The organism is Streptomyces sp. NRRL F-5630 (assembly GCF_000719475.1).
Lineage (GTDB): Bacteria > Actinomycetota > Actinomycetes > Streptomycetales > Streptomycetaceae > Streptomyces.
In genome coordinates, this window is record NZ_JOGO01000020.1 from 93,541 (window position 1) to 118,870 (window position 25,330).

Annotated in this window: 23 protein-coding genes; 10 read left to right on the top strand and 13 right to left on the bottom strand. The window is 73.7% G+C overall.

Annotated elements, in window-relative coordinates; translation table 11 throughout:
* Positions 1-155: 155 nt before the first annotated feature.
* The 10 genes from IF99_RS0112705 to IF99_RS0112750 are packed head-to-tail and all read right to left on the bottom strand — an operon-like array spanning position 156 to position 10,939.
* Positions 156-1,727, bottom strand: a complete 1,572-nt coding sequence (locus IF99_RS0112705; RefSeq protein WP_030996538.1) for an NADH-quinone oxidoreductase subunit N — start codon at positions 1,725-1,727, stop codon at positions 156-158.
* The gene (locus tag IF99_RS0112710) at positions 1,724-3,619 is read right to left on the bottom strand and encodes a complex I subunit 4 family protein (protein ID WP_037826827.1); all 1,896 of its coding nucleotides are present in this window, start codon (positions 3,617-3,619) and stop codon (positions 1,724-1,726) included. Before IF99_RS0112710 ends, IF99_RS0112705 begins: the two co-directional genes overlap by 4 nt.
* A gap of 3 nt (positions 3,620-3,622) precedes the next feature.
* Positions 3,623-5,656, bottom strand: a complete 2,034-nt coding sequence (locus IF99_RS0112715) for an NADH-quinone oxidoreductase subunit L (protein ID WP_030996540.1) — start codon at positions 5,654-5,656, stop codon at positions 3,623-3,625.
* On the bottom strand, positions 5,653-6,042 hold the full coding sequence (gene nuoK, locus IF99_RS0112720) for an NADH-quinone oxidoreductase subunit NuoK (protein ID WP_030996541.1): 390 nt from the start codon (positions 6,040-6,042) through the stop codon (positions 5,653-5,655). The genes IF99_RS0112715 and nuoK overlap by 4 nt, the downstream gene beginning before the upstream one ends.
* Positions 6,042-6,947, bottom strand: a complete 906-nt coding sequence (locus IF99_RS0112725) for an NADH-quinone oxidoreductase subunit J (RefSeq protein WP_234340678.1) — start codon at positions 6,945-6,947, stop codon at positions 6,042-6,044. Before IF99_RS0112725 ends, nuoK begins: the two co-directional genes overlap by 1 nt.
* Entirely contained in the window at positions 6,944-7,570 is a 627-nt protein-coding gene (locus IF99_RS0112730) for a NuoI/complex I 23 kDa subunit family protein (protein WP_030996543.1), read from the bottom strand. Before IF99_RS0112730 ends, IF99_RS0112725 begins: the two co-directional genes overlap by 4 nt.
* On the bottom strand, positions 7,571-8,539 hold the full coding sequence (locus tag IF99_RS0112735; protein WP_030996544.1) for a complex I subunit 1/NuoH family protein: 969 nt from the start codon (positions 8,537-8,539) through the stop codon (positions 7,571-7,573).
* Positions 8,536-9,900 (bottom strand): NADH-quinone oxidoreductase subunit C, encoded by a 1,365-nt coding sequence (locus IF99_RS0112740; RefSeq protein ID WP_078655064.1) that lies wholly within the window; start codon positions 9,898-9,900, stop codon positions 8,536-8,538. The genes IF99_RS0112735 and IF99_RS0112740 overlap by 4 nt, the downstream gene beginning before the upstream one ends.
* The gene (locus tag IF99_RS0112745) at positions 9,897-10,517 is read right to left on the bottom strand and encodes an NADH-quinone oxidoreductase subunit B (protein ID WP_030996546.1); all 621 of its coding nucleotides are present in this window, start codon (positions 10,515-10,517) and stop codon (positions 9,897-9,899) included. Before IF99_RS0112745 ends, IF99_RS0112740 begins: the two co-directional genes overlap by 4 nt.
* Positions 10,508-10,939, bottom strand: coding sequence for an NADH-quinone oxidoreductase subunit A (locus IF99_RS0112750; protein ID WP_078655068.1), 432 nt, complete (start codon positions 10,937-10,939; stop codon positions 10,508-10,510). The genes IF99_RS0112745 and IF99_RS0112750 overlap by 10 nt, the downstream gene beginning before the upstream one ends.
* A gap of 382 nt (positions 10,940-11,321) precedes the next feature.
* On the opposite strand from IF99_RS0112750, the gene IF99_RS0112755 reads away from it, so the two are divergent.
* The 5 genes from IF99_RS0112755 to IF99_RS0112775 all read left to right on the top strand — a co-directional run bounded on the left by IF99_RS0112755 (position 11,322) and on the right by IF99_RS0112775 (position 18,592).
* Positions 11,322-12,548, top strand: a complete 1,227-nt coding sequence (locus IF99_RS0112755; protein ID WP_051703470.1) for a sensor histidine kinase — start codon at positions 11,322-11,324, stop codon at positions 12,546-12,548.
* 243 nt (positions 12,549-12,791) lie between these two features.
* Positions 12,792-14,345, top strand: coding sequence for a sensor histidine kinase (locus tag IF99_RS0112760; RefSeq protein WP_030996549.1), 1,554 nt, complete (start codon positions 12,792-12,794; stop codon positions 14,343-14,345).
* Between the two features lie 89 nt (positions 14,346-14,434).
* Positions 14,435-15,094, top strand: coding sequence for a response regulator transcription factor (locus tag IF99_RS0112765; RefSeq protein ID WP_030996550.1), 660 nt, complete (start codon positions 14,435-14,437; stop codon positions 15,092-15,094).
* A gap of 422 nt (positions 15,095-15,516) precedes the next feature.
* The gene (locus tag IF99_RS0112770; RefSeq protein WP_030996551.1) at positions 15,517-17,532 is read left to right on the top strand and encodes a 2-oxoacid:acceptor oxidoreductase subunit alpha; all 2,016 of its coding nucleotides are present in this window, start codon (positions 15,517-15,519) and stop codon (positions 17,530-17,532) included.
* Positions 17,525-18,592 carry a 2-oxoacid:ferredoxin oxidoreductase subunit beta gene (locus IF99_RS0112775; protein WP_030996552.1) on the top strand — a complete coding sequence of 356 codons (1,068 nt, stop codon included), beginning with the start codon at positions 17,525-17,527 and terminating at the stop codon, positions 18,590-18,592. The genes IF99_RS0112770 and IF99_RS0112775 overlap by 8 nt, the downstream gene beginning before the upstream one ends.
* Before the next feature lie 106 nt (positions 18,593-18,698).
* Here IF99_RS0112775 and IF99_RS0112780 read toward each other — a convergent pair whose 3' ends face one another.
* Positions 18,699-19,124 carry a winged helix-turn-helix transcriptional regulator gene (locus IF99_RS0112780; protein WP_030996553.1) on the bottom strand — a complete coding sequence of 142 codons (426 nt, stop codon included), beginning with the start codon at positions 19,122-19,124 and terminating at the stop codon, positions 18,699-18,701.
* 119 nt (positions 19,125-19,243) lie between these two features.
* On the opposite strand from IF99_RS0112780, the gene IF99_RS0112785 reads away from it, so the two are divergent.
* From IF99_RS0112785 to IF99_RS0112795, 3 genes are all read left to right on the top strand, one after another.
* Entirely contained in the window at positions 19,244-20,110 is an 867-nt protein-coding gene (locus tag IF99_RS0112785) for an SDR family oxidoreductase (RefSeq protein WP_030996554.1), read from the top strand.
* 254 nt (positions 20,111-20,364) lie between these two features.
* Positions 20,365-21,414: an EamA family transporter RarD gene (gene rarD, locus IF99_RS0112790; protein WP_037826830.1), complete on the top strand. Its 1,050-nt coding sequence runs from the start codon at positions 20,365-20,367 to the stop codon at positions 21,412-21,414.
* 16 nt (positions 21,415-21,430) lie between these two features.
* Positions 21,431-22,165, top strand: coding sequence for a haloacid dehalogenase type II (locus IF99_RS0112795; RefSeq protein WP_030996556.1), 735 nt, complete (start codon positions 21,431-21,433; stop codon positions 22,163-22,165).
* Positions 22,166-22,286: 121 nt separating this feature from the next.
* Here IF99_RS0112795 and IF99_RS0112800 read toward each other — a convergent pair whose 3' ends face one another.
* Positions 22,287-23,483, bottom strand: a complete 1,197-nt coding sequence (locus IF99_RS0112800) for a methyltransferase domain-containing protein (RefSeq protein ID WP_037826832.1) — start codon at positions 23,481-23,483, stop codon at positions 22,287-22,289.
* A gap of 388 nt (positions 23,484-23,871) precedes the next feature.
* Complete coding sequence (locus IF99_RS35595) at positions 23,872-24,051, bottom strand: hypothetical protein (RefSeq protein WP_030996558.1); 180 nt, start codon at positions 24,049-24,051, stop codon at positions 23,872-23,874.
* 108 nt (positions 24,052-24,159) lie between these two features.
* Between IF99_RS35595 and IF99_RS0112810 the strand changes: the two genes are divergently transcribed.
* A complete protein-coding gene (locus tag IF99_RS0112810) occupies positions 24,160-24,996 on the top strand; it encodes a helix-turn-helix domain-containing protein (protein WP_030996559.1) in 837 nt (278 codons plus the stop codon).
* Entirely contained in the window at positions 24,993-25,196 is a 204-nt protein-coding gene (locus IF99_RS0112815; protein WP_030996560.1) for a DUF397 domain-containing protein, read from the top strand. The genes IF99_RS0112810 and IF99_RS0112815 overlap by 4 nt, the downstream gene beginning before the upstream one ends.
* Positions 25,197-25,330: the final 134 nt, after the last annotated feature.

Genomic DNA, 25,330 nt, shown 5'->3' on the forward strand with positions numbered 1-25,330 from the left:
CCCTCCAAGTCGTGCGGCGGGGAACCCTTCCTGACGCTCGCGGCGCCCGGTGGACCTGGGTCAAGTGGACCCTTCGTTACTGGTCAACGCCAGGCGAGCGGCTCAGGTTCCCCGGCCGGCGGGGGCGTGGCCGTCCTCCGTACGGGTGAGGCGGCTCAGAAGAGCCTGGTGTCCGCCAGGCGGAGGATGAGCTGCGGTGCCGCCGAGAGGGCCACGGCGAGGAGACCGCAGAGGACCAGGGCGGTCACGAGGGCGAGCGGGCGGCGGGGCGGTGCCTCCGCGGGCGCCTTCTCCCGTACGGCCGTGACGGTGCCGGCCCCGGCGGCCGGGAGGTCCCGCGCGGCCGGTACGTCCGTGGCCGGTGCGTCCGTGGCCGGTTCCGGTGGGGCGCGGAAGAGGGTCGCCGTCCAGCGGAGGTAGTAGACGAGGGCGATCGCGACGTTGACGGCCGTGACGACCGCGAGCCAGCCGAGGCCCGCGTCGATCGCGGCCTCGAAGACGGCGAGCTTCGCGAAGAGGCCCGCGAGACCCGGCGGGAGCCCGGCGAGGCACAGGAGGAAGAAGGCGAGGAGCAGGGCGAGCGCGGGCTTGCGCGCGTACAGGCCCCGGAAGTCGGCGAGGCGACCGCGCCCGAGGAGCGCCACGGCGGCGAAGGAGCCGAGGTTGACCGCCGCGTACATGAGCGCGTAGGCGAGGGTCGCGCCGAGCGCGTGCTCCGGGCGGTCCGTGTACGCGGCCGACGCGAGCGGGACGAGGAGGTAGCCGGCCTGGCCGACCGAGGACCACGCGAGCAGGCGCACCGCGCTGAAGGGGCGCGTGGGGTCCTGGCGGAGCGCCGCCGCGTTGCCGATCGTCATCGTGAGGGCCGCGAGGACCGCGAGCGCGGGGCCCCAGACGTTCCCGTACGAGGGGAAGGCGCGCACGGTGACGAGCGCGAGGCCGGAGAAGCCGACCGCCTTGCCGACGACGGAGAGGTAGGCGGCGACCGGCAGCGGGGCGCCCGTGTACGTGTCGGGGACCCAGAAGTGGAAGGGGACGGCGGCGGTCTTAAAGGCGAAGCCGACGAGGGTGAGGACGACGCCGACGCGGGCGAGGGTGCGCAGCTGGGGATCGACGTCGCCGAGTGCCGCCGCGATCGCGTCGAGGTGGACGCTGCCCGTGCTCGCGTAGACGAAGGCCGTGCCGAGGAGGGTCACGGCGGTCGCGGTGACGGAGGAGAGGAAGAACTTGAGGGCCGCTTCGGCGGAGCGGCGCTCGCCGTGGCGCAGGCCGACGAGCGCGAAGGACGGGAGCGTCGCGACCTCCAGGGCGACGATCAGCGTCGCGAGGTCGCGCGCGGCGGGCAGGAGGGCCGCTCCGGCGGCGGAGGAGAGGAGCAGGAACCAGTACTCGCCCGCCGGGAGGCGCTGCTCGCGCACGGCGGTGAAGGAGAGGAGCGCCGTGAGGAGCGCGCCGCCGAGGACGAGGAGCTGGACGGTGAGGGCGAAGTGGTCCGCGCGGTAACCGCACCCGGCCCCGTCGACGCAGAACGTGGCGCGGTCGCCGTCGAGGAGCGGGAGGAGGCTCAGGAGGGCGAGGGCGAGGCCCGCGACGGCGCCGAGGCCGAGGAGGGGTTTGCGCGCCTCGGGGAGGAAGAGGTCGGCGACGAGGAGGGCGAGCGCGACCAGGGCGGTGAGCGTGGGCGGGGCGATGGCGAGCCAGTCGACGGACTGCACGAGGGTGGTCATGCCGCGCCTCCGGTGAGCAGCTTGTGGACGGCCGGGTCGCTGAGGCCGATGAGAAGCGCGGGCCAGAGCCCGGCGAGGACGGTGAGGGCGACGAGTGGCGTCCAGGCGACCGCCTCGGGCGCGCTCAGCTCGGGGAAGGGGCGCTCGGCGAGGGCGGGGGGCTCGTAGGGCGCCGTGGGCGTCGGCGGGGCGTCGAGCAGGAGGGGGGCGGGCTCGTGGGCCGTGGAGGCGGCCCCCTCGACGGCGGCCGGTGTTGCGGAGGCGTGTGCGGTGGCGGGGGCGGGCTTCTCGGCGTGCGCGGCGTCGGGGTTCTCGTCCGGCGCGGAACCCACCGGGAGGAGGGAGTTGTCCCGCAGGGGCGCCGGGCCCATGCACAGGCGGCGGACGACGAGGAGGAGGTACGCGGCGGTGAGGAGCGTGCCGAGCCCCGCGACGGCCATGCAGGCGAGGTACGTGCCGCGGTGGAGGCCGCTCGCCGGGTCGAAGGCCCCGTACATCGTCAGCATCTCGCCCCAGAAGCCCGCGAGGCCCGGCAGTCCGAGCGAGGCGACGGCGGCGAAGGCGAGCAGCACGGCGTAGCGCGGGGCGCGGCCGTAGAGCGCCGCTCCGGCGGAACCGCTGAGGCGGTCGAGGACGGAGGTGCCCGCGCGGTCCTTCACGCCGCCGACCAGGAAGAAGAGCAGCCCGGTGATGAGGCCGTGGGCGATGTTCGCGAAGAGGGCGCCGTTGAGGCCCTGCGGGGTCATGCTCGCGATACCGAGCAGGACGAAGCCCATGTGACCGACGGACGAGTACGCGACGAGGCGCTTGAGGTCGCCGCCGGAACCGCGCCGTACGAGCTGGAGGCACGCGAGCGAGCCCCACAGGATGCCGGCCGCCGCGAGGACGGCGAGCCAGGGCGCGAAGACCTTCATGCCCTCGGGCGCCACGGGGATCGCGACCCGCACGAAGCCGTACGTGCCCATCTTCAGCAGGACCCCGGCGAGCATGACCGAGCCCGCCGTGGGCGCGGCGGTGTGCGCGGCGGGCAGCCAGCTGTGCAGCGGCCACATCGGGGATTTGACCGCGAGGCCGAGACCGATCGCCAGAACGGCCGTGACCTGCACGGACTTGCTGAGACCTGAGCCGTTGTCAGTGGCGAGTGCCACCATGTCGAACGTGCCCGCCCGCAGGCCGATCAGGAGCAGCCCGAGGAGCATGACGGCGGAGCCGACCAGGGTGAAGAGGATGAACTTCCAGGCGGCCTGTTCCCGCTTGGCGCCGCCCCAGCGGGCGATGAGGAAGTACATCGGGATCAGGACGGTCTCGAAGGCGACGAAGAAGAGCACGAGGTCGAGCACGGCGAAGGCGGCGAGCGCGCCGCCTTCGAGCAGCAGCAGGAGCGCCACGAAGGCGCGGGGGGTGCCGCCCCGGGGCGGCCGGAAGTAGCTGTACAGGGCGCAGAGGAAGGTGAGGAGGGCGGTGAGGACCAGGAGGGGGAGCGAGATGCCGTCGACGCCGAGGTGGAAGCGGATGTCGTACGCGGCGATCCAGCTGACGTCCGTGCTCGCCTGGATGTGGGCGGCCTGGTCGCGGTCGAAGCCGAGGGCGAGGAGCAGCGCGGCGGCGAGGATCGCGCCGCTGACGGTGACGCCGTGGCGCAGCACCGCTTGCTCCGGGCCGCGCCCGCGCAGTCCGGGCGGGGCCGGGAGGAGGGCCGCGACGGCGCCGAGCAGGGGGCCGAGGACGACGATCAGGAGCAGGACGGACAGGGCGGTGTCGCCGAGGCCGACGAGGGCACCGCTCGCGAGGTGGCTCGCGCCCTCGGGAGCGCGCGGGCTGCCCGCGATACCGGGGGCGCTCGCGCCTGCCTGGAGAGCGTGCGGCGCGAGGGCGCCGAGGAGGTGGGCCACGGTTCAGGCTCCCGCCGCGTAGAGGACGACCGCGCAGGTCAGGAGGGCGGCTGCGGCGATCAGCGCGCCCAGGTACGTCTGGATGTTGCCGGTCTGGGCGCGGCGTGCGGCGGCGCCCAGGAGCTTGGGGAGTGCGGCGGCCGCGCGGACGTAGGTGTCGACGACGGCCGTGTCGAGGAAGCGGACGAGCGTGGCGCCGGCCCGGACGGGGGTCACCGCGAGCGCGCTGTAGAGCCGGTCGAGGTGGAAGCCGGAGGCCGCCGGGCGGTGGAGGCCGCCGAGGAGGAGGCGGCCCGGGTCGGCGGGGTCCTCGGTGCCGCCGGGGGCGCCGTAGGCGGCGGGGCGGCTCGCGATGGCCTGGGCCTCGGTGCGGCCCGCGTCGCCCTCGGGCCCCGCGGCGACAGCGCCGAGCGGGTGGCGCGCGGCGAGGGCCTTGGTGTGCCGCCAGGTCCCGTAGGTGAGGACGCCTCCGACGAGGGCGACGCCGGTGCCGAGCACGGAGGTGGTGAGGGTCGGCGCGAGGTCGTGGCCGTCGAACCAGTCGGGGAGGGCCCAGGCGGTGAGGCCGAAGAGGAAGGTGGGGAGCGCGAGGACCCAGAGGACGACGTTCATGACGCGCGGCGTCGCGGGGTGGTGGGCCGTCCCGCCGGGCGCCGACGCGGCGGCCTCGGTCGCCTCGTCCGCCTCGGTCGCTTCGCGGGTGCCGAGGAGGAGCCAGAGGCGGGTGGCGTAGGCGCCGGTGAGGAGGGCGGTGGCGAGTCCGGCGACGAGGACGAGCCAGCCGGCGGCGGCGGGGATGCCGTGGGCGTGTCCGGTGGCGGCGTGCTCGGCGGCGCCGAGGACGGCTTCCTTGGAGAAGAAGCCGGTGAACGGGGGGATGGCGGCGAGCGCGAGGAGCGCGACCGTCATCGTCCAGTAGGCGTCGGGGACGGCGCGGCGCAGGCCCGGCATCCGGGACATGGCCGCGAGCGAGTTCGTGCCGGCGGCGTGGATGACGACGCCCGCCGCGAGGAAGAGGAGCGCCTTGAAGGCGCCGTGCGAGAGGAGGTGGAAGACGGCGGCGCCCCGGTCGCCGACGGCGAGGGCGCCGGTCATGTAGCCGAGCTGACCGGCCGTCGAGTAGGCGAGGACGCGCTTGATGTCGTCCTGGGCGAGCGCGGCGAGCCCGGAGCCGACCATCGTCACGGCGGCGAGGACGGCGAGGACGACGAGCGCCGCGGCGGAGGAGGCGAAGACGGGCAGCAGGCGCGCGACGAGGTAGACCCCGGCCGCGACCATCGTCGCCGCGTGGATGAGCGCGGAGACCGGGGTGGGCCCGGCCATCGCGTCCGGGAGCCACGTGTGCAGCGGGAACTGCGCGGACTTGCCGACGACACCGCACAGCAGGAGCAGCGCGATGAGCGTGGGGTGGTCGAGTCCGCCGTGGGTGACGGCGTGCAGGACCTCGGTGATGCGGAAGGAGCCGGTGTCGGCGGCGAGCGCGAAGAGGCCGAAGAGGAAGGGGACATCGCCGAGCTTGGTGACGAGGAACGCCTTGAGGGAGGCGGAGCGGGCCTCGGGGGTCTCCCAGTAGTGCCCGATGAGGAAGTACGAGCAGATGCCCATGACCTCCCAGCCGACGAGCAGCACCATGAGGTCGCCGGAGTAGACGACGAGGAGCATCGCGGAGGTGAAGAGCGAGACGAGCGCGGCGTACGAGGAGTAGCGGGGGTCCTCGCGGAGGTAGCCGGTCGAGTAGAGCTGCACGCACGTCGAGACGACGGTGACGAGGACCGCGACGAGGACGGCGAAGCCGTCGAGGTGGAGGGCGAGGTCGACGGGGGCGGCACCGGTCGGGGTGAGCCGGGTGGCGGCGTCGATCGCGCTGCCGCCGCCCTGGCGGACGGCGACGAGGACGGCGAGCACGGCGCTCGCGGCGGCGGGCAGCACGGCGAGGGGCCGGACGAGCCCGGCGGCGCCGCGTCCGATGAGCAGTCCGGCGATCCCGCCGAGGAACGGCAGGAGGGGGACGAGGACGGCGAGGGTCGTGGTGTTCACGCGGCTGCTCCGGGGGTGCGCGTGCCGGGGGCGGCCGGGTCCGTGCTGCCGGGGGCCTCGGGGTCCTCGGGGCCGTACGGGGGTTCGGCGGTGTCGCGCAGGGCGTCGACGGCGATCGTGCCCCTGGCGCGGTACACGGCGAGGACGACGGCGAGACCGATGCCGATCTCGGCGGCGGCGATCGCGATGGTGAAGAGGGTGAGCGCCTGCCCGGCGTGGAGGGTGTCGCGCAGCCAGACGTCGAAGGCGACGAGGTCGAGGTTGACGGCGTTGAGCATCAGCTCGACGGACATCAGCACGAGGATCGCGTTGCGCCGCGCGAGCACCCCGTAGATCCCGGTGCAGAAGAGGAGGGCCGACAGCACGGCCGGATAGACGAGATGCATCAGCGCGGGTCCTCCGGGTGCGGGGCCTCGGGGGCCGGGGGCGGCGGGGTGGCGGGGGACGCGGGGGCGGCCGGGCCGGAGGCTTCGGTCACGCGACCGGCGCTGGAGGCGGCGCCCGTGGTCGTACGGGAGGCACCGTCCGCACCCGGACGGGAAGCGGCGCCCGTGCCCGGACCGGACGTACCGCCCGCGCCCGGACCGGGAACGGCGCTCGCGCCCCGGCCGGAAGCGGCGCTCGCGCCCGAAGTCGTGCCGAAAGCGGCGCCGCTGCCCCGGGCTCGGCCCGGGGCCGGTGGGGTCGTGCGGGGGCGGGGCTTCGGCTTGCGGGGCGGGGCGGCGTTGTCGCCGCGCTTGCGGGAGAGGACGATCGCGCCGACCAGGGCGGCGAGGAGGAGGACGGAGAGGGCCTCGAAGGGAAGGACCCAGTGACGGAAGAGGAAGGCGCCCGTGGCGGCCGTCGTGCCCTGGGGGTGGTCGCCGTCGAGACGGAGGTACGTCGTGCGGAAGGCGTCCGTGACGACCCAGACGAGGCCCCCGGCGGCCAGGACAGCGACCGCCGCGGCGAGGGGGCGGTTGCGGGAGTCGGCGTCGTCGGAGCGGCCGATCGGGGCGCGCGTCAGCATGAGGCCGAAGAGGAGCAGGACGACGACCGAGCCCACGTAGATGAGGACCTGCACCCACGCGATGAACTCCGCCGTGAGCAGCAGGTACTCGACCGCGAGGCCGCCGAGCGTCACGACGAGCCACAGCGCGGCGTGCACGAGTTGCTTCGTCGTGACGGTGACGAGCGCGGCGCCGAAGGTCAGCAGGCCGAACAGGACGAAAGCGATCTCGACGCCGGTCGGGGAGAGGAAGCCCTGCGGGGCGGTGCCCGTCGCCGGGGCCGCGGCCAGGAGCGTGATCACGGGCGCGGCTCCTCACCCGTCGCGGGAGCCTCACCCGTCGCGGGGCCCTCACCCGTCGCGGGGCCCTCGCCCGCTGCCCGTACCGGCGTCGCGGGCCGTGCCGCGGCCTCCGCCTTCTCGGCGGCCTTGCGTGCCGCCGCCAGTTCCTTCGGCTCCTCCGCCGCCGGGTCCACGGCCGGGGGCTCGGGGACCGTCCACATCCACTCGCGGAGCTTGTCGCGCTCGTGCGTGAGGTCGTGGATGTCCGTCTCCGCGTACTCGAACTCGGGGGACCAGAAGAGCGCGTCGAAGGGGCAGACCTCGATGCAGATCCCGCAGTACATGCAGAGCGAGAAGTCGATGGCGAAGCGGTCGAGGACGTTGCGGCTGCGCTCGCGCCCGCCGGGCGCGGCCGGGGGCACCGTCTCCTTGTGCGAGTCGATGTAGATGCACCAGTCGGGGCACTCGCGCGCGCACAACATGCAGACCGTGCAGTTCTCCTCGAAGAGCCCGATGACGCCCCGGCTGCGCGGGGGCAGCGGCGGGAGCGTGTCGGGGTACTGCGCGGTGACGGACTTGCGCGTCATCGTGCGGAGCGTGACGGCGAGGCCCTTGGCCAGACCCGTGCCGGGAATCGGGGGCATCTAGGAGATCACCACTTTGACGACGCCGGTGAGGGCGATCTGGGCGAGGGCGAGGGGGACGAGCAGCGTCCAGGAGAGCTTCTGGAGCTGGTCCTCGCGGAGACGGGGGTAGCTGACGCGCAGCCAGATGACGACGAAGGCGAGCAGCGCCGTCTTCAGGAGCGTCCACAGCCAGCCGAGCCCGTCGCCGCCGAAGGGGCCGTGCCAGCCGCCGAGGAAGAGGACGGTCGTGAGGCCGCACAGGATGACGATCCCGGCGTACTCGGCGAGCAGGAAGAGCGCGAAGCGCAGGCCGGTGTACTCCGTGTAGGCGCCGAAGATGATCTCCGAGTCGGCGACCGGCATGTCGAACGGCGGCCGTTGCAGCTCCGCGAGCCCGGCGACGAAGAAGACGAAGGCGCCGATGATCTGCCACGGCACCCACCACCAGTGGAACTCGCCGAGGATGCCGGGCAGCGAGACCGTGCCCGCCGCCATCGCGACGGACGCGGCGGCGAGGAGCATCGGGAGCTCGTAGGAGAGGAGTTGCGCGGCCGTGCGGAGGCCGCCGAGCAGGGAGAACTTGTTCGCCGAGGCCCAGCCGGCCATGAGCGAGCCGAGCACGCCGACGCCCATGACGGCGAGCGCGAAGAAGATGCCCGCGTCCACGACGGTGCCGACCGCGCTGTCCCCCGGCCCGACCGGGATCACGAGCAGTACGAGGAGGTACGGGAGCAGCGCGACGGCGGGCGCGAGCCGGAAGATCCGCCGGTCGGCGTCGGCCGGGACGATGTCCTCCTTCTGCGCGAACTTCACCCCGTCGGCCATGAGCTGGGCCCAGCCGTGGAACCCGCCCGCGAACATGGGCCCGAGCCGCCCCTGCATGTGCGCCATGACCTTGTGCTCGGCCTGCCCGACGGCCAGGGGCAGCGCGAGGAACCCGGCGAAGACGAGGACGAGTCGCAGGGCGTCACCGAGGACGTCGTTCACGCGGGCTCGCCTCCGGCGGGGTTCTCGGGACGGGGGTCGTCGGTCGGGGGATCTGCGGGACGGGTGTCCTGGCGGCGGGAGCCCTGGGGACGGGGGTCCTCGGCAGGGCGCCTCTCGGCAAGGGGCTCCTCGGTACGGGGCTCCTCGGCGGGGGGCTCCTGGGTACCGGGCTGCTCGGCCTGGGGCTCCTCGGTACCGGGCTCGTCGGCGCGGGGTTTCCCGGTACGGGGCGGGGCTCCCGCCCCGGCCTCGGCTTCAGGCGCAGCCTGGGCCTCAGCCCCCGCCCGGGCCTCAGCCCCGGCCCGGCCCTCAGCCCCGGCCTCCGCCTCGCCTGCACCCTCGGCCCCAGCCTCGCCGCCACCGCCAGCGGTGCGGCCACGAGGTTTCTCTCGCTCCGTCGTCGGCTCGCCGTCCGGTCGCGTGGGCTCGAAGGCCGGGCGGGCGTGGTGCCAGGGCGCGTCGGGGCTGCCTGCCGGGCTCGCGCCGCCCTCGGGGGTGTCGCGCTGCGACGCCGAGCCCTCGGAGGCGGTGCGGGAGCGACGGGCAGGTGCCGCGCCCGGCTCCGCCCGCTGCGTCGCCGAACCTTCCGAGGCGGTACGGGAGCGACGGGCAGGTGCCGCGCCCGGCTCCGCCCGCTGCGACGCCGAACCCGCCGAGGCCGAGCGCGCACGCCGGGCCGGGGTGCCCTCACCGGCACCCGGCGCCGCCCCCGCGCCCCGGTCCGCAGCCGCGCCCGCAGCCCCCGCCGCTCCCCCGGCCGTCCGGGTGCGGCGGGCGGGGCGGGCCGGGGCCTCGGGGAGCTGCCCCTTCAACGGGCCCCACTCGTTCGGGTCCGGGACGCCCGGCGGGAGCATCTGGCGGCGCTTCGGGGTGCCGTGGCCCGACTCTCCCGGCTCCTTCGCTCCCGGCCACGCCTTCGCGACGCGCGCCGCGAGGACGAAGTCCTTGCGCAGCGGGTGGCCCTCGAAGGTCTCCGGCAGGAGGAGCGGGGACAGGTCCGGGTGGCCGTCGAAGCGCAGGCCGAACATCTCGTGCGTCTCGCGCTCGTGCCACGCCGCGCCCGCGTAGACCCCGACGGCGGAGGCGAGTACGGGCGACTCGTGGGGCACGGTCGTACGCAGCAGCAGCCGCCGCACGGGAGCGAGCGCGACGACGTGCGCGCACACGCGGAAGCCCGTGCCGGGTTCGTCGACGGCCGAGAGCCAGTCGAAGTACGTGCAGCCGAGGACGCGGCGCGCCGTGTCGAGCGAGGCCGTCCACGTGTCGGCGGGGACATCGACGGTCAGCAGGCCGTACGCCTCCTCGGCGCTCGCGCCCGTGCCGAAGACCTCCTCGGCCGCTCCCGGAAGCCAGCCGGTCACCGCTCCCCCTCCGGCGGCGGGACGAGGCCGCTGCGGAGCGCGGCGGTCGGTGTGCGTCGCCCGTGCGCGTACCGCTCGGCGGGCGACTCGTGCGCGATCTTCTCCTGGAGCTTGAGGATGCCCTGGAGCAGCGCCTCGGGACGCGGCGGGCAGCCCGGCACGTAGACGTCGACGGGGATGATCTGGTCGACGCCCTTCGTGACGGAGTACGAGTCCCAGTACGGGCCGCCGCAGTTGGAGCAGGCGCCGAAGGAGATGACGTACTTCGGCTCGGGCATCTGCTCGTACAGGCGCTTGACGGCGGGCGCCATCTTGTCCGTCACCGTGCCCGAGACGACCATGAGGTCGGCCTGCCGGGGGCCCGGCGCGAAGGGGATGACGCCGAGGCGGATGAAGTCGTGGCGGGACATCGAGGCGGCGATGAACTCGATCGCGCAGCAGGCGAGGCCGAAGTTGAAGACCCACAGGCTGTAGCGGCGGCCCCAGTTGAGGACGACCTTCATGGGCTGCGGGGCGAGCCGCGAGAGCACGCCGGTCGTCCCGGCGGGCGGGGCGGTGGGGTCGGGGAGGTCCACGGGAGCCGGAACGGCGGTGGCGGGCACGGGGGTCACGTCCATTCCAGGACGCCCTTCTTCCAGGCGTAGAGGAGTCCGATGGCGAGGAAGCCGAGGAAGACGAACATCTCGACGAGCGTCGTCGCCCCGTAGCCGGGCGCGGCGAAGACCGTGGCCCAGGGGAAGAGGAAGATCGAGTCCACGGCGAAGATCACGTAGAGGAACGCGTAGACGTAGTAGCGGACCTGGGTGTGCGCCCAGCCCTCGCCGACCGGGTCGACCCCGCACTCGTACGTCAGGAACTTCTCGCGCGTCGGCACGACGGGGCGCAGCAGGCGCCCGGCCGCGAAGGCGAAGGCCACGAAGAGCACTCCGGCGGCGGTGATGACGCCGACGAGGGTGTACGCGTGGAAATAGCCCGAGGCGAGGGAGACGGCGGTGCCGGGGGGACCGGGGAGGTCCAGCGGGACACCGGGGGGACTCAGGGGTTCCGCCACGTCCGTCCTCCGCTCCGCCGGGTCTCACCGCTCGCTCTGCGCCGTGCCCCACGGGCACCCCCGGGAGTCTAGGGCGTGCCCGCGAAGTCCCGCACAGCGCCCACGGCGCCCGGCACGCACTCTCGCAGCACCGGCCCCAGACCCGAGTACGTCCAGTACGAGGATCTGGAGCCGGCGCACCGAGAGCACGCACCGGACACCGCGGGCACCGCACGGACTTCGCGGACACACCCTGGGGCCTGTTGAAGCAACGGTAAGCAGTGAGGTCCGGGCGGAACCGCGCGGGTGCCGGGGACGGTGGGGATTTCCCCCCTGCCTCGCTCGGGGCGACCTCATGGCGTCCGCCGTGCCGAACGGGCAGGCTGGGGCCATGACCGCTTCGGTGACCCCTCAGGACCAGCGCGACCCCGGCGCTCCGCCCCCCGTGGGCCTCGCCTACCCGGGGGCGACGTGGAAGGAGTTCGCGCACCTGCTGGCCAACCTTCCGGCCACCCTCATCGGCTTCGTCTACAGCGTCGTGTTCGTCTCGCTCGGCGCCGCGCTCGCGGTGACGGTCATCGGCCTGCCCGTGCTCGTGCTCGGGCTGCGCGGGGCGCGGCTGCTGGGGCGGGCGGAGCGGGGGCGGGCGCGGCGGCTGCTGGGGGTGCGGATCGAGGAGCCGAGCCGCATCCCGCGCCGCGAGGGCGGCGGGGTGCTCGGGCGGCTGTGGGACGGCGTGAAGGACCCGGTGGGCTGGCGCGCCGCGCTGTACTCGGTGATCCGGCTGCCGTGGGGCGTCGTGACGTTCACGGTGTCGCTGGTGTCGTTCTTCGCGCTGTGGCCGGTGCTCGGCCATCTCGTACGGGGCATGGCGAACGTGGACCGGGCGATGGTCCGGGGACTGCTCTCGCCCTCGGACGAACTGGAGCGCCGCATCGCCGAACTGGAGTCCGGGCGCGGTGTCGTGGTCGACACGGCGGCGGCGGACCTGCGGCGCATCGAGCGGGATCTGCACGACGGGGCGCAGGCGCGGCTCGTGGCGCTCGCGATGGGGCTCGGGCTCGCGAAGGAGAAGGTCCTCGAGGACCCCGAGGCGGCGGCGCTCATGGTCGAGGAGGCGCACGGCGAGGTGAAGCTCGCGCTCCAGGAGCTGCGCGACCTCGCGCGGGGCATCCACCCCGCCGTCCTCACCGACCGGGGGCTCGACGCGGCGCTCTCGGCGGTCTCCGCGCGCTGCACGGTGCCGGTCCGGGTCGAGGTGGACCTGCGGCAGCGGCCCGCCGAGGCGATCGAGGGCATCGCGTACTTCACCGTCTCCGAGCTGCTCCAGAACGTGAGCAAGCACAGCGGCGCCCGGTCGGCGGCGGTCGAGGTGTGGCGCGCGGGCGACCGGCTCCTGCTCCAGGTCCACGACGACGGGCACGGGGGCGCCTCGCTCGACGGCGGCACGGGGATGGCGGGCCTCGCCGAACGCCTCGGCGCGGTCGACGGCCTCTTCGTCATCGACTCCCCGCGCGGCGGCCCCACGACGATCACGGCCGAACTCCCCTGGCGGGACCGGGGCGAGGACCGGGCGGGACGCCGGGTGCCGGACCGGCGGGGCGGCGCGAAGCCGTAAGTGGGGGCGGGGTGGGCGCCGCACGGGCGGTACGGGGGCGGGTGCCACGGGGCGCGCGCCCCGTCGGCGTGCTCGGTCTCCGCGCTCGCGCTCGCCATGGCGCTCGTGAGCCGGCCCCCGCCGGTCGCGGAACCGGCGGCCGGTCGGGGGTGGGGATAACCCCCCTCAGGAGAGACCGATCTCCCACATGTCCCCGGGCGCCCCGGCTCGCCATGCTGGAGGGGAGAGAGAGGAGGCGTCCGGATGACGGCAGGGACGTGGGACGAGAAGGACGGACCGGGTGGGGCCCGCGCGCCGCACGGCTCGGGCACGTACACGCGTGGCCCGGGTGCGTACGGACCCGGCGGTGAGCCCTTCGCGCGCCGCGCGGACGGATACGGGCGCCGCGACGAGCGCTACGACCGCGACGGCTGGCCCCTCGTGCCGCCGCCCGGACCGCGCGCGCCCTCGCCCGAGGCGCGCGCGCCGCTCGCGCGGGTGCTGCTCGCCCCGGTGAGCGCCCGGTTCTGGCGTGAGCTGCTGTACGTCGTCGTGAGCCTTCCGCTCTCGCTCGTCGCGTTCTGCTGGGCCATGGCGATGTTCTGGCTCGGGGCCGGGCTGCTCGTGACGTTCATCGGGGTGCCGGTGCTCGCCGCCCTGCTCGCCTCGGCGCGCGGCCTCGCGCACGTGGAGCGGGGACTCGCGCGGACGCTGCTGCGGACCCCGGTGCCGCCCGCGCGGCCCGTGGAGCACAAGCGGCACTCGCCGTTCGGGCGGATGGGCGCGCTGCTCAAGAGCGGCGAGTCCTGGCGCAATCTCCTCTTCGCCTTCCTGCACTTCCCGTGGGCGGTCGTCGCGGGGGTGTCGGCGCTCGTGGTGTGGGGCAGCGGCCTGGTGCTGCTCACGTACCCGGTGTGGATGTGGTGGGTACCGAGCGAGGTGGGCCGCGACGGCCTCCAGATCTACGGGGACACACACCGCGCGGAGTACCTCGACGCCCCCTGGGAGATCGCGCTGACCTGCGCGGCGGGCCTCGTGCTGACGCTGCTCGCGCCCTGGCTCGTCCGGGGGGTGACGGCTGTGGACGGGATGCTCGTACGGGGGCTGCTCGGGCCCTCGCGCCTGGCGAGCCGGGTCGACGAGCTGGAGTCGGACCGGGGCGTCGTGGTCGACACGGCGGCGGCGGACCTGCGCCGCATCGAGCGGGATCTGCACGACGGGGCGCAGGCGCGGCTCGTGGCGCTCGCGATGGACCTCGGGATCGCGAAGGAGAAGCTCCTCGACGACCCGGAGGCGGGGGCGCGGCTCGTCGCCTCGGCGCACGGCGAGGTGAAGACGGCGCTCCAGGAGCTGCGCGACCTCGCGCGCGGCATCCACCCCGCCGTCCTCACCGACCGGGGCCTGGACGCGGCGCTCTCGGCGGTCGCGGCGCGCTGCACGGTCCCGGTCTCGGTCGAGGTGGATCTCGCGGAGCGGCCCGCCGAGGCGATCGAGGGCATCGCGTACTTCACCGTCTCCGAGCTGCTCCAGAACATCAGCAAGCACAGCGGGGCCCGCACGGCGGCCGTCGAGGTGTGGCGCGCGGACGGGCGGCTGCTCGTGCAGGTGCGCGACGACGGCACGGGGGGTGCCTCGCTCGACAGCGGTACGGGGCTCGCCGGGCTCTCGGACCGGCTCGACGCGGTCGACGGGGTCCTCCTCGTCGACTCGCCCGCCGGGGGGCCGACGACGGTCACCGCCGAACTGCCGTGGACGGCGCGGACCGGTACGCGGGCCGCCGGGGCGGGCGCCGGGACCCACGGGGGCGCCGCTTCCTGAAATGCTGTCCCCCGTAGGAGCGATTCCGGCAGCGGGGGAACGTGGCAGAAGTGGCAGACATGGCAGAGGCAGTGGCAGGGGCGGCGAAGGTGCGGGTCGTCATCGCGGAGGACTCCGTCCTCCTGCGGGAGGGCCTGACCCGCCTGCTGACCGACGCCCGGCACGAGGTAGTGGCGGGCGTCGGGGACGGCGAGGCGCTCGTGAAGACCGTGCGGGACCTGGCGGAGGCGTCCGAGCTCCCGGACGTCGTCGTCGCGGACGTGCGGATGCCCCCGACGCACACCGACGAGGGCGTGCGCGCGGCCGTCGCGCTCCGCAAGGCGTACCCGGCGCTCGGGGTGCTCGTGCTCTCGCAGTACGTCGAGGAGCAGTACGCGACGGAGCTGCTCGCCGGGTCGAGCCGGGGGGTCGGCTATCTGCTGAAGGACCGGGTCGCGGACGTGCGGGAGTTCGTGGACGCCGTGGACCGGGTCGCGAGCAGCGGCACCGCGCTCGACCCGGAGGTGGTCGCCCAGCTCCTGGGCCGCTCCCGCAAGCAGGACGTGCTCGCGAACCTGACGCCGCGCGAGCGGGAGGTGCTGGCGCTGATGGCGGAGGGGCGGACGAACTCGGCGGTCGCGAAGGCGCTCGTGGTGAGCGACGGGGCGGTCGAGAAGCACGTGAGCAACATCTTCATGAAGCTGGGGCTCTCGCCGAGCGTGGGCGACCACCGCAGGGTGCTCGCGGTGCTCACCTACCTGCGGTCGTAACGCGGGGACGCCCCGGGCCGCCTCGGGAAGGCTCGGGGGTTGCTCGCGGAAGCCCTCGGCGTGCTCCCGGGACGCCCCGGGAGCCGTGTCCGGGTGGCTGCCTAGGCCAAAAGAACCAGACATTTCCGCCTCCGGTCGCTCCCGGGGCGGGGAGTCGAAGAAAAACAGCACGAAACAGGCACATTTGTCCCTGCCGTTTGCGGAAAGGGCCCGGACCAGGCATTCCACCGCTGCCCCCACAGGGCTGCCGGGCCGCCCAGGACATGACCCGTCCCGGGAAGGGGACCCTTACCGACGTAGGCTGTGCCGCAGGGACAGTGCCGGTTTGCCGGTACGCACACAGGCACAGCAGCAACGGCCACGCAAGGCCCCCGCCGGCACCCGGCGGGAGCGCCACCGCCTCGACGGGAGGTCCACTTCCAGTGACCAGCCAGGTCAGCAGCCCAGCCGGGCCGTCCGACGGCGCGGTCGTCGGCGAGCCGCGCCCCACGGACGCGCCGCAGGCCCCCGCCCCCGTGACGGACGTACTCGAAGGCCCGGAGCCCGACACCGACCGCTTGGAGGCACCCGCGCAGTCCGGCGCGAAGGAGGTCCGCAAGCTGGACCGCGTGATCATCCGCTTCGCGGGTGACTCGGGGGACGGGATGCAGCTCACGGGTGACCGCTTCACCTCGGAGACCGCCTCCTTCGGCAACGACCTCTCGACGCTGCCGAACTTCCCCGCCGAGATCCGCGCCCCCGCCGGGACGCTGCCCGGCGTCTCGTCCTTCCAGCTCCACTTCGCCGACCACGACATCCTCACGCCGGGCGACGCCCCGGACGTGCTCGTCGCGATGAACCCGGCGGCGCTCAAGGCGAACCTGGCGGACGTGCCGCGCGGCGCGGAGATCATCGTCAACACCGACGAGTTCACGAAGCGCGCGATGCAGAAGGTCGGCTGGGACGCGTCCCCGCTCGACGACGGCACCCTCGACGGCTACAGCGTCCACCCGGTGCCGCTCACGACGCTGACGGTCGAGGCGCTCAAGGACTACGACCTGTCGCGCAAGGACGCGGGCCGCAGCAAGAACATGTTCGCGCTGGGCCTGCTGAGCTGGATGTACCACCGGCCCACCGAGGGCACGGAGAAGTTCCTGCGCGCCAAGTTCGCGAAGCGCCCGGAGATCGCCGAGGCGAACCTCACGGCCTTCCGCGCGGGCTGGAACTTCGGCGAGACGACGGAGGACTTCGCGGTCTCCTACGAGGTCGCCCCCGCCACGACCGCCTTCCCGACCGGCACGTACCGGAATATCTCGGGGAACCTGGCGCTCGCCTACGGGCTCATCGCGGCTTCGCGGCAGGCCGGGCTGCCGCTGTACCTGGGGTCGTACCCGATCACCCCGGCCTCCGACATCCTGCACGAGCTGAGCAAGCACAAGAACTTCGGCGTGCGCAGCTTCCAGGCCGAGGACGAGATCGCGGGCATCGGCGCCGCGCTCGGCGCGGCCTTCGGCGGCAGCCTCGCGGTCACGACGACGTCGGGCCCGGGGGTGGCGCTGAAGTCGGAGACGATCGGCCTCGCGGTCTCGCTCGAACTGCCGCTGCTCATCGTCGACATCCAGCGCGGCGGCCCGTCCACGGGCCTGCCCACGAAGACCGAGCAGGCCGACCTGCTCCAGGCGATGTACGGGCGCAACGGCGAGGCCCCGGTGCCGATCGTCGCGCCCCGCACCCCCGCCGACTGCTTCGACGCGGCGATCGACGCGGCGCGCATCGCGCTCACGTACCGCACACCCGTCTTCCTCCTCTCGGACGGCTACCTCGCCAACGGCTCGGAGCCCTGGCGCATCCCCGAGGCGGACGAACTGCCCGATCTGACGACCCCGTTCGCGACGGCGTTCAACCACGAACTCGCCGACGGCACCGAGGTCTTCTGGCCCTACAAGCGCGACCCGGAGACGCTCGCGCGCCCGTGGGCCGTGCCGGGCACGCCCGGTCTCGAACACCGCATCGGCGGCATCGAGAAGCAGGACGGCACGGGCAACATCTCCTACGACCCGGCCAACCACGACCTCATGGTGCGCACCCGCCAGGCGAAGATCGACGGCGTGCGCGTCCCGGACGTCGAGGTGGACGACCCGGGGAACGAGGCGCGCACCCTCGTGCTCGGCTGGGGCTCCACGTACGGGCCGATCACGGCGGCGGTGCGGCGACTGCGCGTCGCGGGCGAGAGCATCGCGCAGGCGCACCTGCGCCACCTCAACCCCTTCCCCGCCAACCTCGGCGAGGTCCTGAAGTCGTACGAGAAGGTCGTCGTCCCCGAGATGAACCTCGGCCAGCTCGCGACCCTCCTGCGCTCCAGGTACCTCGTGGACGCGCGCTCCTACAACCAGGTCAACGGAATGCCGTTCAAGGCGGAACAGCTCGCGACGGCGCTCAAGGAGGTCATCGATGACTGAGACCACGCAGGCGCCGGCGGGCCCCGTCTCGCTCTCGCTCGTGCCCAAGGCCGAGGCGAAGCAGTCCATGAAGGACTTCAAGTCGGACCAGGAGGTCCGCTGGTGCCCCGGCTGCGGGGACTACGCGGTGCTCGCGGCCGTGCAGGGCTTCATGCCCTCGCTCGGGCTCGCGAAGGAGAACATCGTCTTCGTGTCGGGCATCGGCTGCTCCAGCCGCTTCCCGTACTACATGAACACGTACGGGATGCACTCGATCCACGGCCGCGCCCCGGCCATCGCGACCGGGCTCGCCTCCTCTCGGCAGGACCTGAGCGTGTGGGTCGTCACGGGTGACGGCGACGCCCTCTCCATCGGCGGCAACCACCTCATCCACGCGCTGCGCCGCAATGTGAACCTGAAGATCCTGCTCTTCAACAACCGGATCTACGGGCTCACCAAGGGCCAGTACTCGCCGACCTCCGAGATCGGCAAGATCACCAAGTCCACGCCGATGGGCTCGCTCGACAACCCCTTCAACCCCGTCTCGCTCGCCCTGGGCGCCGAGGCGACCTTCGTCGCGCGCACGGTCGACTCCGACCGCCAGCACCTGACGAGCGTCCTGAAGGCGGCGGCGGAGCACCCGGGCACGGCGCTCGTGGAGATCTACCAGAACTGCAACATCTTCAACGACGGCGCCTTCGAGGTCCTGAAGGACAAGGAGACGGCCGCCGAGGCGGTGATCCGCCTGGAGCACGGGCAGCCGATCCGCTTCGGCACGAAGGGCGTCGTTCGGGACCACGAGTCCGGCGACCTGCGCGTGGTGGACGTGACGCCCGAGAACGAGGCGGACGTGCTGGTCCACGACGCCCACCGCGAGACGGCCACGACGGCGTACGCGCTGTCGCGCCTGGCCGATCCGACGACCCTGCACCAGACCCCGATCGGGATCTTCCGGGACGTCGAGCGGCCGGTCTACGACACGCTGATGGCGGAGCAGCTCGACGCTGCCGTCTCGGAGCAGGGCGAGGGCGACCTGTCCGCCCTGCTCGCGGGGAAGGACACCTGGACCGTCGTCGGGTGAATCCGTCGTCGCACGCGGGAGGGGCCGGGAAATCCGGCCCCTCCCGCGTGTGCGGAGCGGGGTCCCGGGGCGGAGTCCCCGGTACGAGTCCCCGGTACGGCACGGCTCAGGCGCGGGCGGCCTTGCGGCGGTCGTACGCGCGCCTGGCCTCCTCCACCTCCCGCACCTGCCTCTCGCTCCACCGCGCCAGCTCGTAGACCTGGCGGGCCGCCTCTTTCCCCGGCTCCGTGAGCCAGTACTCCACGTGCGGCGGCACGACCGCCTTCGCCTCGCGCACCACGAAGCCGTCCCGCTCCAGTGTCTGGAGCGTCTGCGCGAGCATCTTCTCGCTCACGCCGCCCACCGTCCGCCGCAGCTCACTGAAGCGGTACGTCCGCGTGAGCAGCGCCGCGAGCACGAGCACGGCCCAGCGCGAGGTCACGTGCTCCAGGATTCCCCGCGAGGGGCACATCGCCCGGTACACGTCGGGCGCCCCCTCCGCGATTCCCTCGCTCCCGCCGAGGAGCTCCGCCATCTCCGTACTCACTGTCATGCCAGTACCTTACTCCGAAGTGGGTACTTTCTTTCGGTTAGTGCGCATCCTAGGCTGGCCACGGGGCCCAAGCGGCTCCCCCAGCACCCCCACCCCATGCAGCGCGAAAGGCACACCTCATGAGCATCGTCGTCACCGGCGCCACCGGGCAGCTCGGCCGTCTCGTCGTCGCGGGCCTCCTGGAGAAGGTCCCCGCGGGCGAGATCGCGGCCGTCGTCCGCAGCGAGCAGAAGGGCGCCGAGTTCGCGGCGAAGGGCGTCGAACCGCGCGTCGCCGACTACGACAAGCCGGAGACCCTGAAGGACGCCTTCCAGGCGGGCGACCGTGTGCTCTTCATCTCCGGCAGCGAGGTCGGCAAGCGCGCCGCGCAGCACACCGCCGTCGTCGCGGCCGCGAAGGAGGCGGGCGTCGCCCAGCTCGCGTACACCGGTGTGCTCGGCGGTCCGGACGCCGACTTCGCCCTCGCCGAGGAGCACAAGATCACCGAGCGGGCGATCCTCGACGCGGGCGTCCCGTACACCTTCCTGCGCAACGGCTGGTACGACGCCATGTACATCGAGCAGATCCCGGCGTACCTCGCGCACGGCGCCGTGCTCGGCAGCTCGGGCGAGGGCCGGATCGCCCCCGCCCCCCGCGAGGACTACGCCGAGGCGGCCGTCGCGGTGCTCACGGGCGAGGGGCACCTGAACAAGGCGTACGAGCTGAGCGGCGACGTCGCGTGGACGAAGAGCGAGTTCGCGGCCGAGCTCGCGCGCCAGTCGGGCAAGCCGGTCGTGTACACGAACGTCGCCCCCGAGCAGTACCGGCAGGTGCTGGTGGGCGCGGGCGTGCCCGAGCCGATGGCGGAGATCCTCACCGACGTCGAGAACGCCATCGAGCGCGGTCTGCTCGCCGGCACCACCCAGGACCTCTCCCGCCTCATCGGCCACCGGACCACCCCGATCGCGGACTCGATCGCGGCGGGACTGAAGAAGCTGGAGGGCTGAGCGGGAGCCGGAGGCCCCGGCCCCGCCGCCGGACGGCCCGCTCACTCCGGCGGACTCCCCCACTCCCCCGCCGGACGGCCCGCTCTTAGCGGCGGACGGCCCCCTCACCGGGCCGGACGGCCCGTGTCCCCCGGGGCGCGGGCCGTCCCGTCATGACCGTAGGGCGATACGGGAATGACAAGCCGCGCCGCTCCCGTTACCTTCCGACGGGGGCGGCGGCTGAGCGCCGGCCCGGGACGGAACGGGGGAGCGCGATGGCCGCACCACAGGACACCACTCCGGCCGCGGAGGGCACCTCGCGCGCCGGGCTCTTCTACGGGTTCGGCGCCTACGGCATCTGGGGCCTGGTCCCGCTCTTCTGGCCGGTGCTCAAGCCGGCCGAGGCGGGCGAGATCCTGGCGCACCGCATGGTGTGGTCGCTCGGCGTCGTCGCGATCCTGCTGCTCTGCGTACGCCGCTGGGCGTGGGCGGGCGCGTTGCTGCGCGACCCGCGCCGCCTCGGGCTCGTCGCGATCGCCGCGGCCGTCATCACGGTCAACTGGGGCGTCTACATCTGGGCGGTCAACGCGGGCCACGTCGTGGAGGCGTCGCTCGGCTACTTCATCAACCCGCTCGTGAGCATCGCGCTCGGCGTGCTGCTCCTCGGGGAACGGCTGCGCCCTGTGCAGTGGGCCGCCGTCGCGACGGGCGTGGCCGCGGTGCTGGTCCTCGCGATCGGCTACGGCAAGCCGCCGTGGATCTCGCTCGTGCTCGCCTTCTCCTTCGGCGCGTACGGGCTGGCGAAGAAGAAGGTGGACCTGGGCGGGATCGAGTCGCTCGCCGCCGAGACCGCGCTCCAGTTCCTGCCCGCGCTCGGCTTCCTGATCTGGCTCGGCGCGCGGGGCGGGGCGACGTTCACGAGCGAGGGCGCGGGCCACGCGGTGCTGCTCGCCGCGACCGGGATCGTCACGGCCGTACCGCTCGTCTTCTTCGGCGCGGCGGCGATCCGCGTGCCGCTCTCGACGCTCGGCCTGCTCCAGTACCTGGCCCCCGTCTTCCAGTTCGGCCTGGGCATCCTCTACTTCCACGAGGAGATGCCCGCCGCGCGCTGGGCGGGCTTCGCCCTCGTGTGGGTCGCGCTGGTGGTGCTCACGTGGGACGCGCTGCGCACCGCGCGCGCCAACCGCCGCACGGCGGAGCGGCTGCGCGCCGCGGTGCGCGAGGCGGAGGCGCTGCGGGACCCGGCGGGCGCGGCCTCGCGGGCGGCGGAGCCCGCGGACGTGGAGCCCCCGGCGCGCACGGAAGGCCCCGTCCGGGGGGTGTGAACCGGCGCGGCGCGGGATGAAGGGCCCGAAGCCGGGAACACTCGACGCCATGGCTGATCACGACATCGACGCGGTTCAGGACATCGACGCCCTCGTCTTCGACGTTCTCGGCACGCTCGTGGACGACGTGGCGGGAATCCGCACCGGCATCGGCGAGCTGACGGCCGACACGGCGGAGGCGGAGCGGCTGTTCGCGCTGTGGCAGGAGCACACGGACACCGAGCAGCGCCGGATGATGGCCGGGCAGCGGCCCTACCTTCCGGCCGACGCGCTCGACATGGAGACGGCGGGAGTGGTCGCGGCGGCGGCCGGGCTCGACGACGACGCGGCGGCGGTGGCGGCGCTCGCGCACGCGGCGCACGCGCTCGGCCCCTTCCCCGACAGCGTCGCGGGGCTCGACCGGCTCGCCCGCCGCTTCCCGCTCATCGCGCTGTCGAACGCGAGCCGCGCGGAACTGCTCGGCATCACGGTACGGGCGGGGCTGCGCTGGCACCTGGCGCTCTCCGCGGAGGAGGCGCGCACCTTCAAGCCGGACCCGCCCGCCTACGAACTGGCGCTCGCGGCGGCGGGACGTCCGCCGGAGCGGGTCCTGATGGTCGCGGCGCACGCCTGGGACCTGCGCGGCGCGCAGAGCCTCGGGATGCGCACGGCGTACGTGCACCGCGAGGAGCGCGAGGCACCGGCGCCGGGAGACCGCTTCGACTTCGTGGCCGAGGACCTGACCCACCTGGCGGACCAGCTCGGCGCCTAGTCGGTGCCTAGTCGGCGCCCAGGTCGTGTCCGCCCGGCGGGCCGGGCGCACGGCGGCGGCTGGGCCCGGCGCGCTGGCCACAGCGGGCGGCGGGCCCGCGCCGGACGGGCGGGGAAGGCGCTCAGCCCACTTCCCAGCTCTGTTCCTCGTCCCCCAGCCAGGCGCGCGCGCCTTCCGCGTCCACGGTGAGCCCGAACTCCCCGTAGCCCGGCCGCCCGGCCGCATGCCACCACCGGTAGGCGGCCTCCACCTCGTGCCACAACTTCCGCTCCCCGTACTGGAGCACGGTCGACTCCGCGTCGGGCCGCAGCACGAGGCACGCCCAGGAGCCCGTGCCGCCCGTGTCGTGGAACCACACGGGCCGGCCGCCGTCGCGCTGCACCGTCGGCGCGACGGCCGTCGCGCAGCGCGGCACGCGCAGGCCGAGCGCGAACCGCGCGCTGCCGAGCAGGTCCGAGTCCAGGATGTCCGTGCCGATCCACGCCGACGAGCGCTGCGCCTTGGCGCCCGTCTCGCGCAGGTACTCGGCCCGCGCGCCCCCGCGCCAGCGCTGACCGCGCGCCCGCGTGCACTCGACGGGCCGCAGGAAACGCCCCTTCGCCGAGCGCCCGTCCCGGCCGACCCGCAGCGCCACGAGCACGTCGGCCGAGCAGAAGTGCGTCCCCCACGGCAGCACGATCAGCGCCCCGGGCGCGCTCTGCTCGATCCACGCGTACGGGACCTCGCGCAGCCCGCAACAGGACACGATCCTGTCGTACGGGGCCCGCGTGGCGTACCCCGAGAGGCCGTCGCCGACGCGCACCTCCGGGCTGAGCCCGAAGCGGCGGAGCCGTTGGCGGGCGAGCGCGGCCACGGACTCGTCGATCTCGAAGCTCGTCACGGCGGGCACACCGAGCCGGTGCGCGAGCAGCGCGGTTGTCCACCCCGTGCCCGTACCGACCTCCAGGACCCGTCCGACGCCCTCGCCGACGCGGAGGTCGGCGAGCAGCCCGAAGACGACGGAGGGCCCGAGCGCCGTCGAGGTCGCGAGGCGCCCCGGCGTCAGCCCCGTGTGCTCGCCGTCATCCCACTGGGTGACGATCGGCGCATCGCTGTCCGCGTACGCGTACCACGTGGCAGGGTCCCTGCTGCGCGACACCGGGACGTGCGCGCGCTGTTCGGCGTCCCACGGCCACATGAGGGGTGGCAGGAAGGCCGCGCGCGGCACCTCCTCGTACGCGGCGCACCAGTCCGGCGCGAGGACCCCCGTCGCGCTCATCCGCCGCCCGAGCCGCAGCCTCGCGTCCCGTTCCGCACTGCCCCGCTCGCTTGTCACCACGACCGCTCGACCTCCGGGCGCTCGTACGGGTACGCGCTCTCGGCGCGGCGGCGGACCGGCGGTGGGAACATGGCGGCACCTCTGTCTCTGGCTGTAGCGCACCCGTGGGGGATGTGAGTCAAACGCCGGAAAGGGCTTCCGGGGCACGGCACCGCGGAGGAACCACCCGTCCCGCCGCGCGTTGACGCGGGACCCGGGGGTTCACCAGGGGCACGGATGTACGGGGGCGGGGCGACGGGACCGGCGTCGGGAGCCCTGCGGGGCGCCCCCGCGCGGCGGTCGCACGGAAGGTCCCGGCGGCGCGGGCCACAGGCGGCCAACACCCGTGTGCCGGTACGGGCCTTGAGCGGCCCGCCTCTTCTCTCGCGCGACCCCCGGCCTGCGCGCCTCACCGCCGTGTGAACCCGTGCGGGTGCCGCGCGATGAGGACGCGGCAATCGACGGCGCGGGAGTGGTCACCGGCGACGGTGGCCGCCCGCTCCTCCGCACGGAGGCGGTCGCAGAGGCGGCAGGGAAGGCCGGATTCGGGGGACTCGGACGGGCGATCGGGGACGAGACGCAGGGGCATGACGGTTCCTCTCCGTGTCGGTTTGGCTACCGGGGAGGTACACGGTGGCCTAGCGTGGAGAACTACTCAACGTTGTGCCAACGGGTGGAAGGCGGAGGGGAACGCCCCTTGAACATCAAGAAGTTGAACCCGGACGCGGGGCCTTACGCGGCCTACGGAGCGCGTTTGCGCAAGGTACGGCAGGAGTTGGGGCTGCGACAGAAGGACGTGGCACAGCGAGTGGGGTACGCCGAGTCGCACATGTCCGGCGTGGAAATCGCCGCGAAGAAACCAACACTCAATTTCTCGGTGGCGCTTGACACCGCACTGGGGCTCACGAACACCGAGCGGTCGTTCGAGCGCGAGTGGCGGAACATCACGTTCGGGGCGCTGCTGGAGGGGTTCCCCGAGTACCTGAAGCTCGAAGCGAGGGCGGTGGAGGTCCGGGTCTTCGAGAACGGTGTCATCCCTGGGCTTCTCCAGACCTCGGAGTACGCGCGCGCTCTCACGGAGGCCGCAGTTCAGCGCGGTGCCATCACAGCGGAACTGGCGGAGCAGCGTCTCCGCGCCCTCGCCGAACGCCAGCAGGCCGTACGGCGTGAGAGCCCTCCGATGGTCTTCGCGGTGCTGGACGAGAGCTGCGTCCGGCGATCTATCGGCGGCTCGGAAGTTATGAAAGCTCAGTTGCGCCACTTGGCCGACTTCGCGGCCCTCCCCAACACCGTCCTCCAGATCGCCCCCTTCGCCATAGGCGAGCGTCGCCCGCTCAACCTGCCGACCAATTTGCTCACCCTTCCCGATCGCGGCATCGTCTCCTATGTCGAGTCGCAGACGCAGGGGCACCTTGATCGCGAAATCACGTCTGTCGCCACGCTCATGACCGCCTACCATCAGGCACAGGCCGTATCGCTTTCCCAGGCGGAGACTGTGGCCTTGATCGAACAGGCTGAAAGGGAACACCCGTGAGTAACGCGCCCCGCTGGTTCAAGTCCTCGTACAGCGACAATGGCGGCACCTGCGTCGAGGTCGCCACCAACCTCGTCCCCGCCCACGGCATCGTTCCGGTCCGTGATTCCAAGAACCCCGGCGGCCCCTCCCTCGCCCTCCACACGTCCGCCTTCACCGGGTTCGTCTCCGGCGTGAAGCGCGGCGAGTTCGGCGTCTGAGCCAACCTTCCGCGTTCCGAAGCCCCGTCGCCTCGCTTGCGTTCTAGTGGTTGTCGCAACACCCCAGTTCAGGGGATGCGATGGACTTCGAGGTCCGGAAGGTCCGCAAGGCTCATGGGCCTGTGAAGTTGCGG

Excerpts from the sequence above, each read along its gene's own strand:
- IF99_RS0112705 (WP_030996538.1), bottom strand. The coding sequence starts at position 1,727 with ATGACCACCCTCGTGCAGTCCGTCGACTGGCTCGCCATCGCCCCGCCC.
- nuoK (WP_030996541.1), bottom strand. The coding sequence starts at position 6,042 with ATGCATCTCGTCTATCCGGCCGTGCTGTCGGCCCTCCTCTTCTGCACC.
- IF99_RS0112730 (WP_030996543.1), bottom strand. The coding sequence starts at position 7,570 with ATGCCCCCGATTCCCGGCACGGGTCTGGCCAAGGGCCTCGCCGTCACG.
- IF99_RS0112745 (WP_030996546.1), bottom strand. The coding sequence starts at position 10,517 with ATGGACGTGACCCCCGTGCCCGCCACCGCCGTTCCGGCTCCCGTGGAC.
- IF99_RS0112755 (WP_051703470.1), top strand. The coding sequence starts at position 11,322 with ATGACCGCTTCGGTGACCCCTCAGGACCAGCGCGACCCCGGCGCTCCG.
- IF99_RS0112760 (WP_030996549.1), top strand. The coding sequence starts at position 12,792 with ATGACGGCAGGGACGTGGGACGAGAAGGACGGACCGGGTGGGGCCCGC.
- IF99_RS0112775 (WP_030996552.1), top strand. The coding sequence starts at position 17,525 with ATGACTGAGACCACGCAGGCGCCGGCGGGCCCCGTCTCGCTCTCGCTC.
- IF99_RS0112780 (WP_030996553.1), bottom strand. The coding sequence starts at position 19,124 with ATGACAGTGAGTACGGAGATGGCGGAGCTCCTCGGCGGGAGCGAGGGA.
- IF99_RS0112785 (WP_030996554.1), top strand. The coding sequence starts at position 19,244 with ATGAGCATCGTCGTCACCGGCGCCACCGGGCAGCTCGGCCGTCTCGTC.
- rarD (WP_037826830.1), top strand. The coding sequence starts at position 20,365 with ATGGCCGCACCACAGGACACCACTCCGGCCGCGGAGGGCACCTCGCGC.
- IF99_RS0112795 (WP_030996556.1), top strand. The coding sequence starts at position 21,431 with ATGAAGGGCCCGAAGCCGGGAACACTCGACGCCATGGCTGATCACGAC.
- IF99_RS35595 (WP_030996558.1), bottom strand. The coding sequence starts at position 24,051 with ATGCCCCTGCGTCTCGTCCCCGATCGCCCGTCCGAGTCCCCCGAATCC.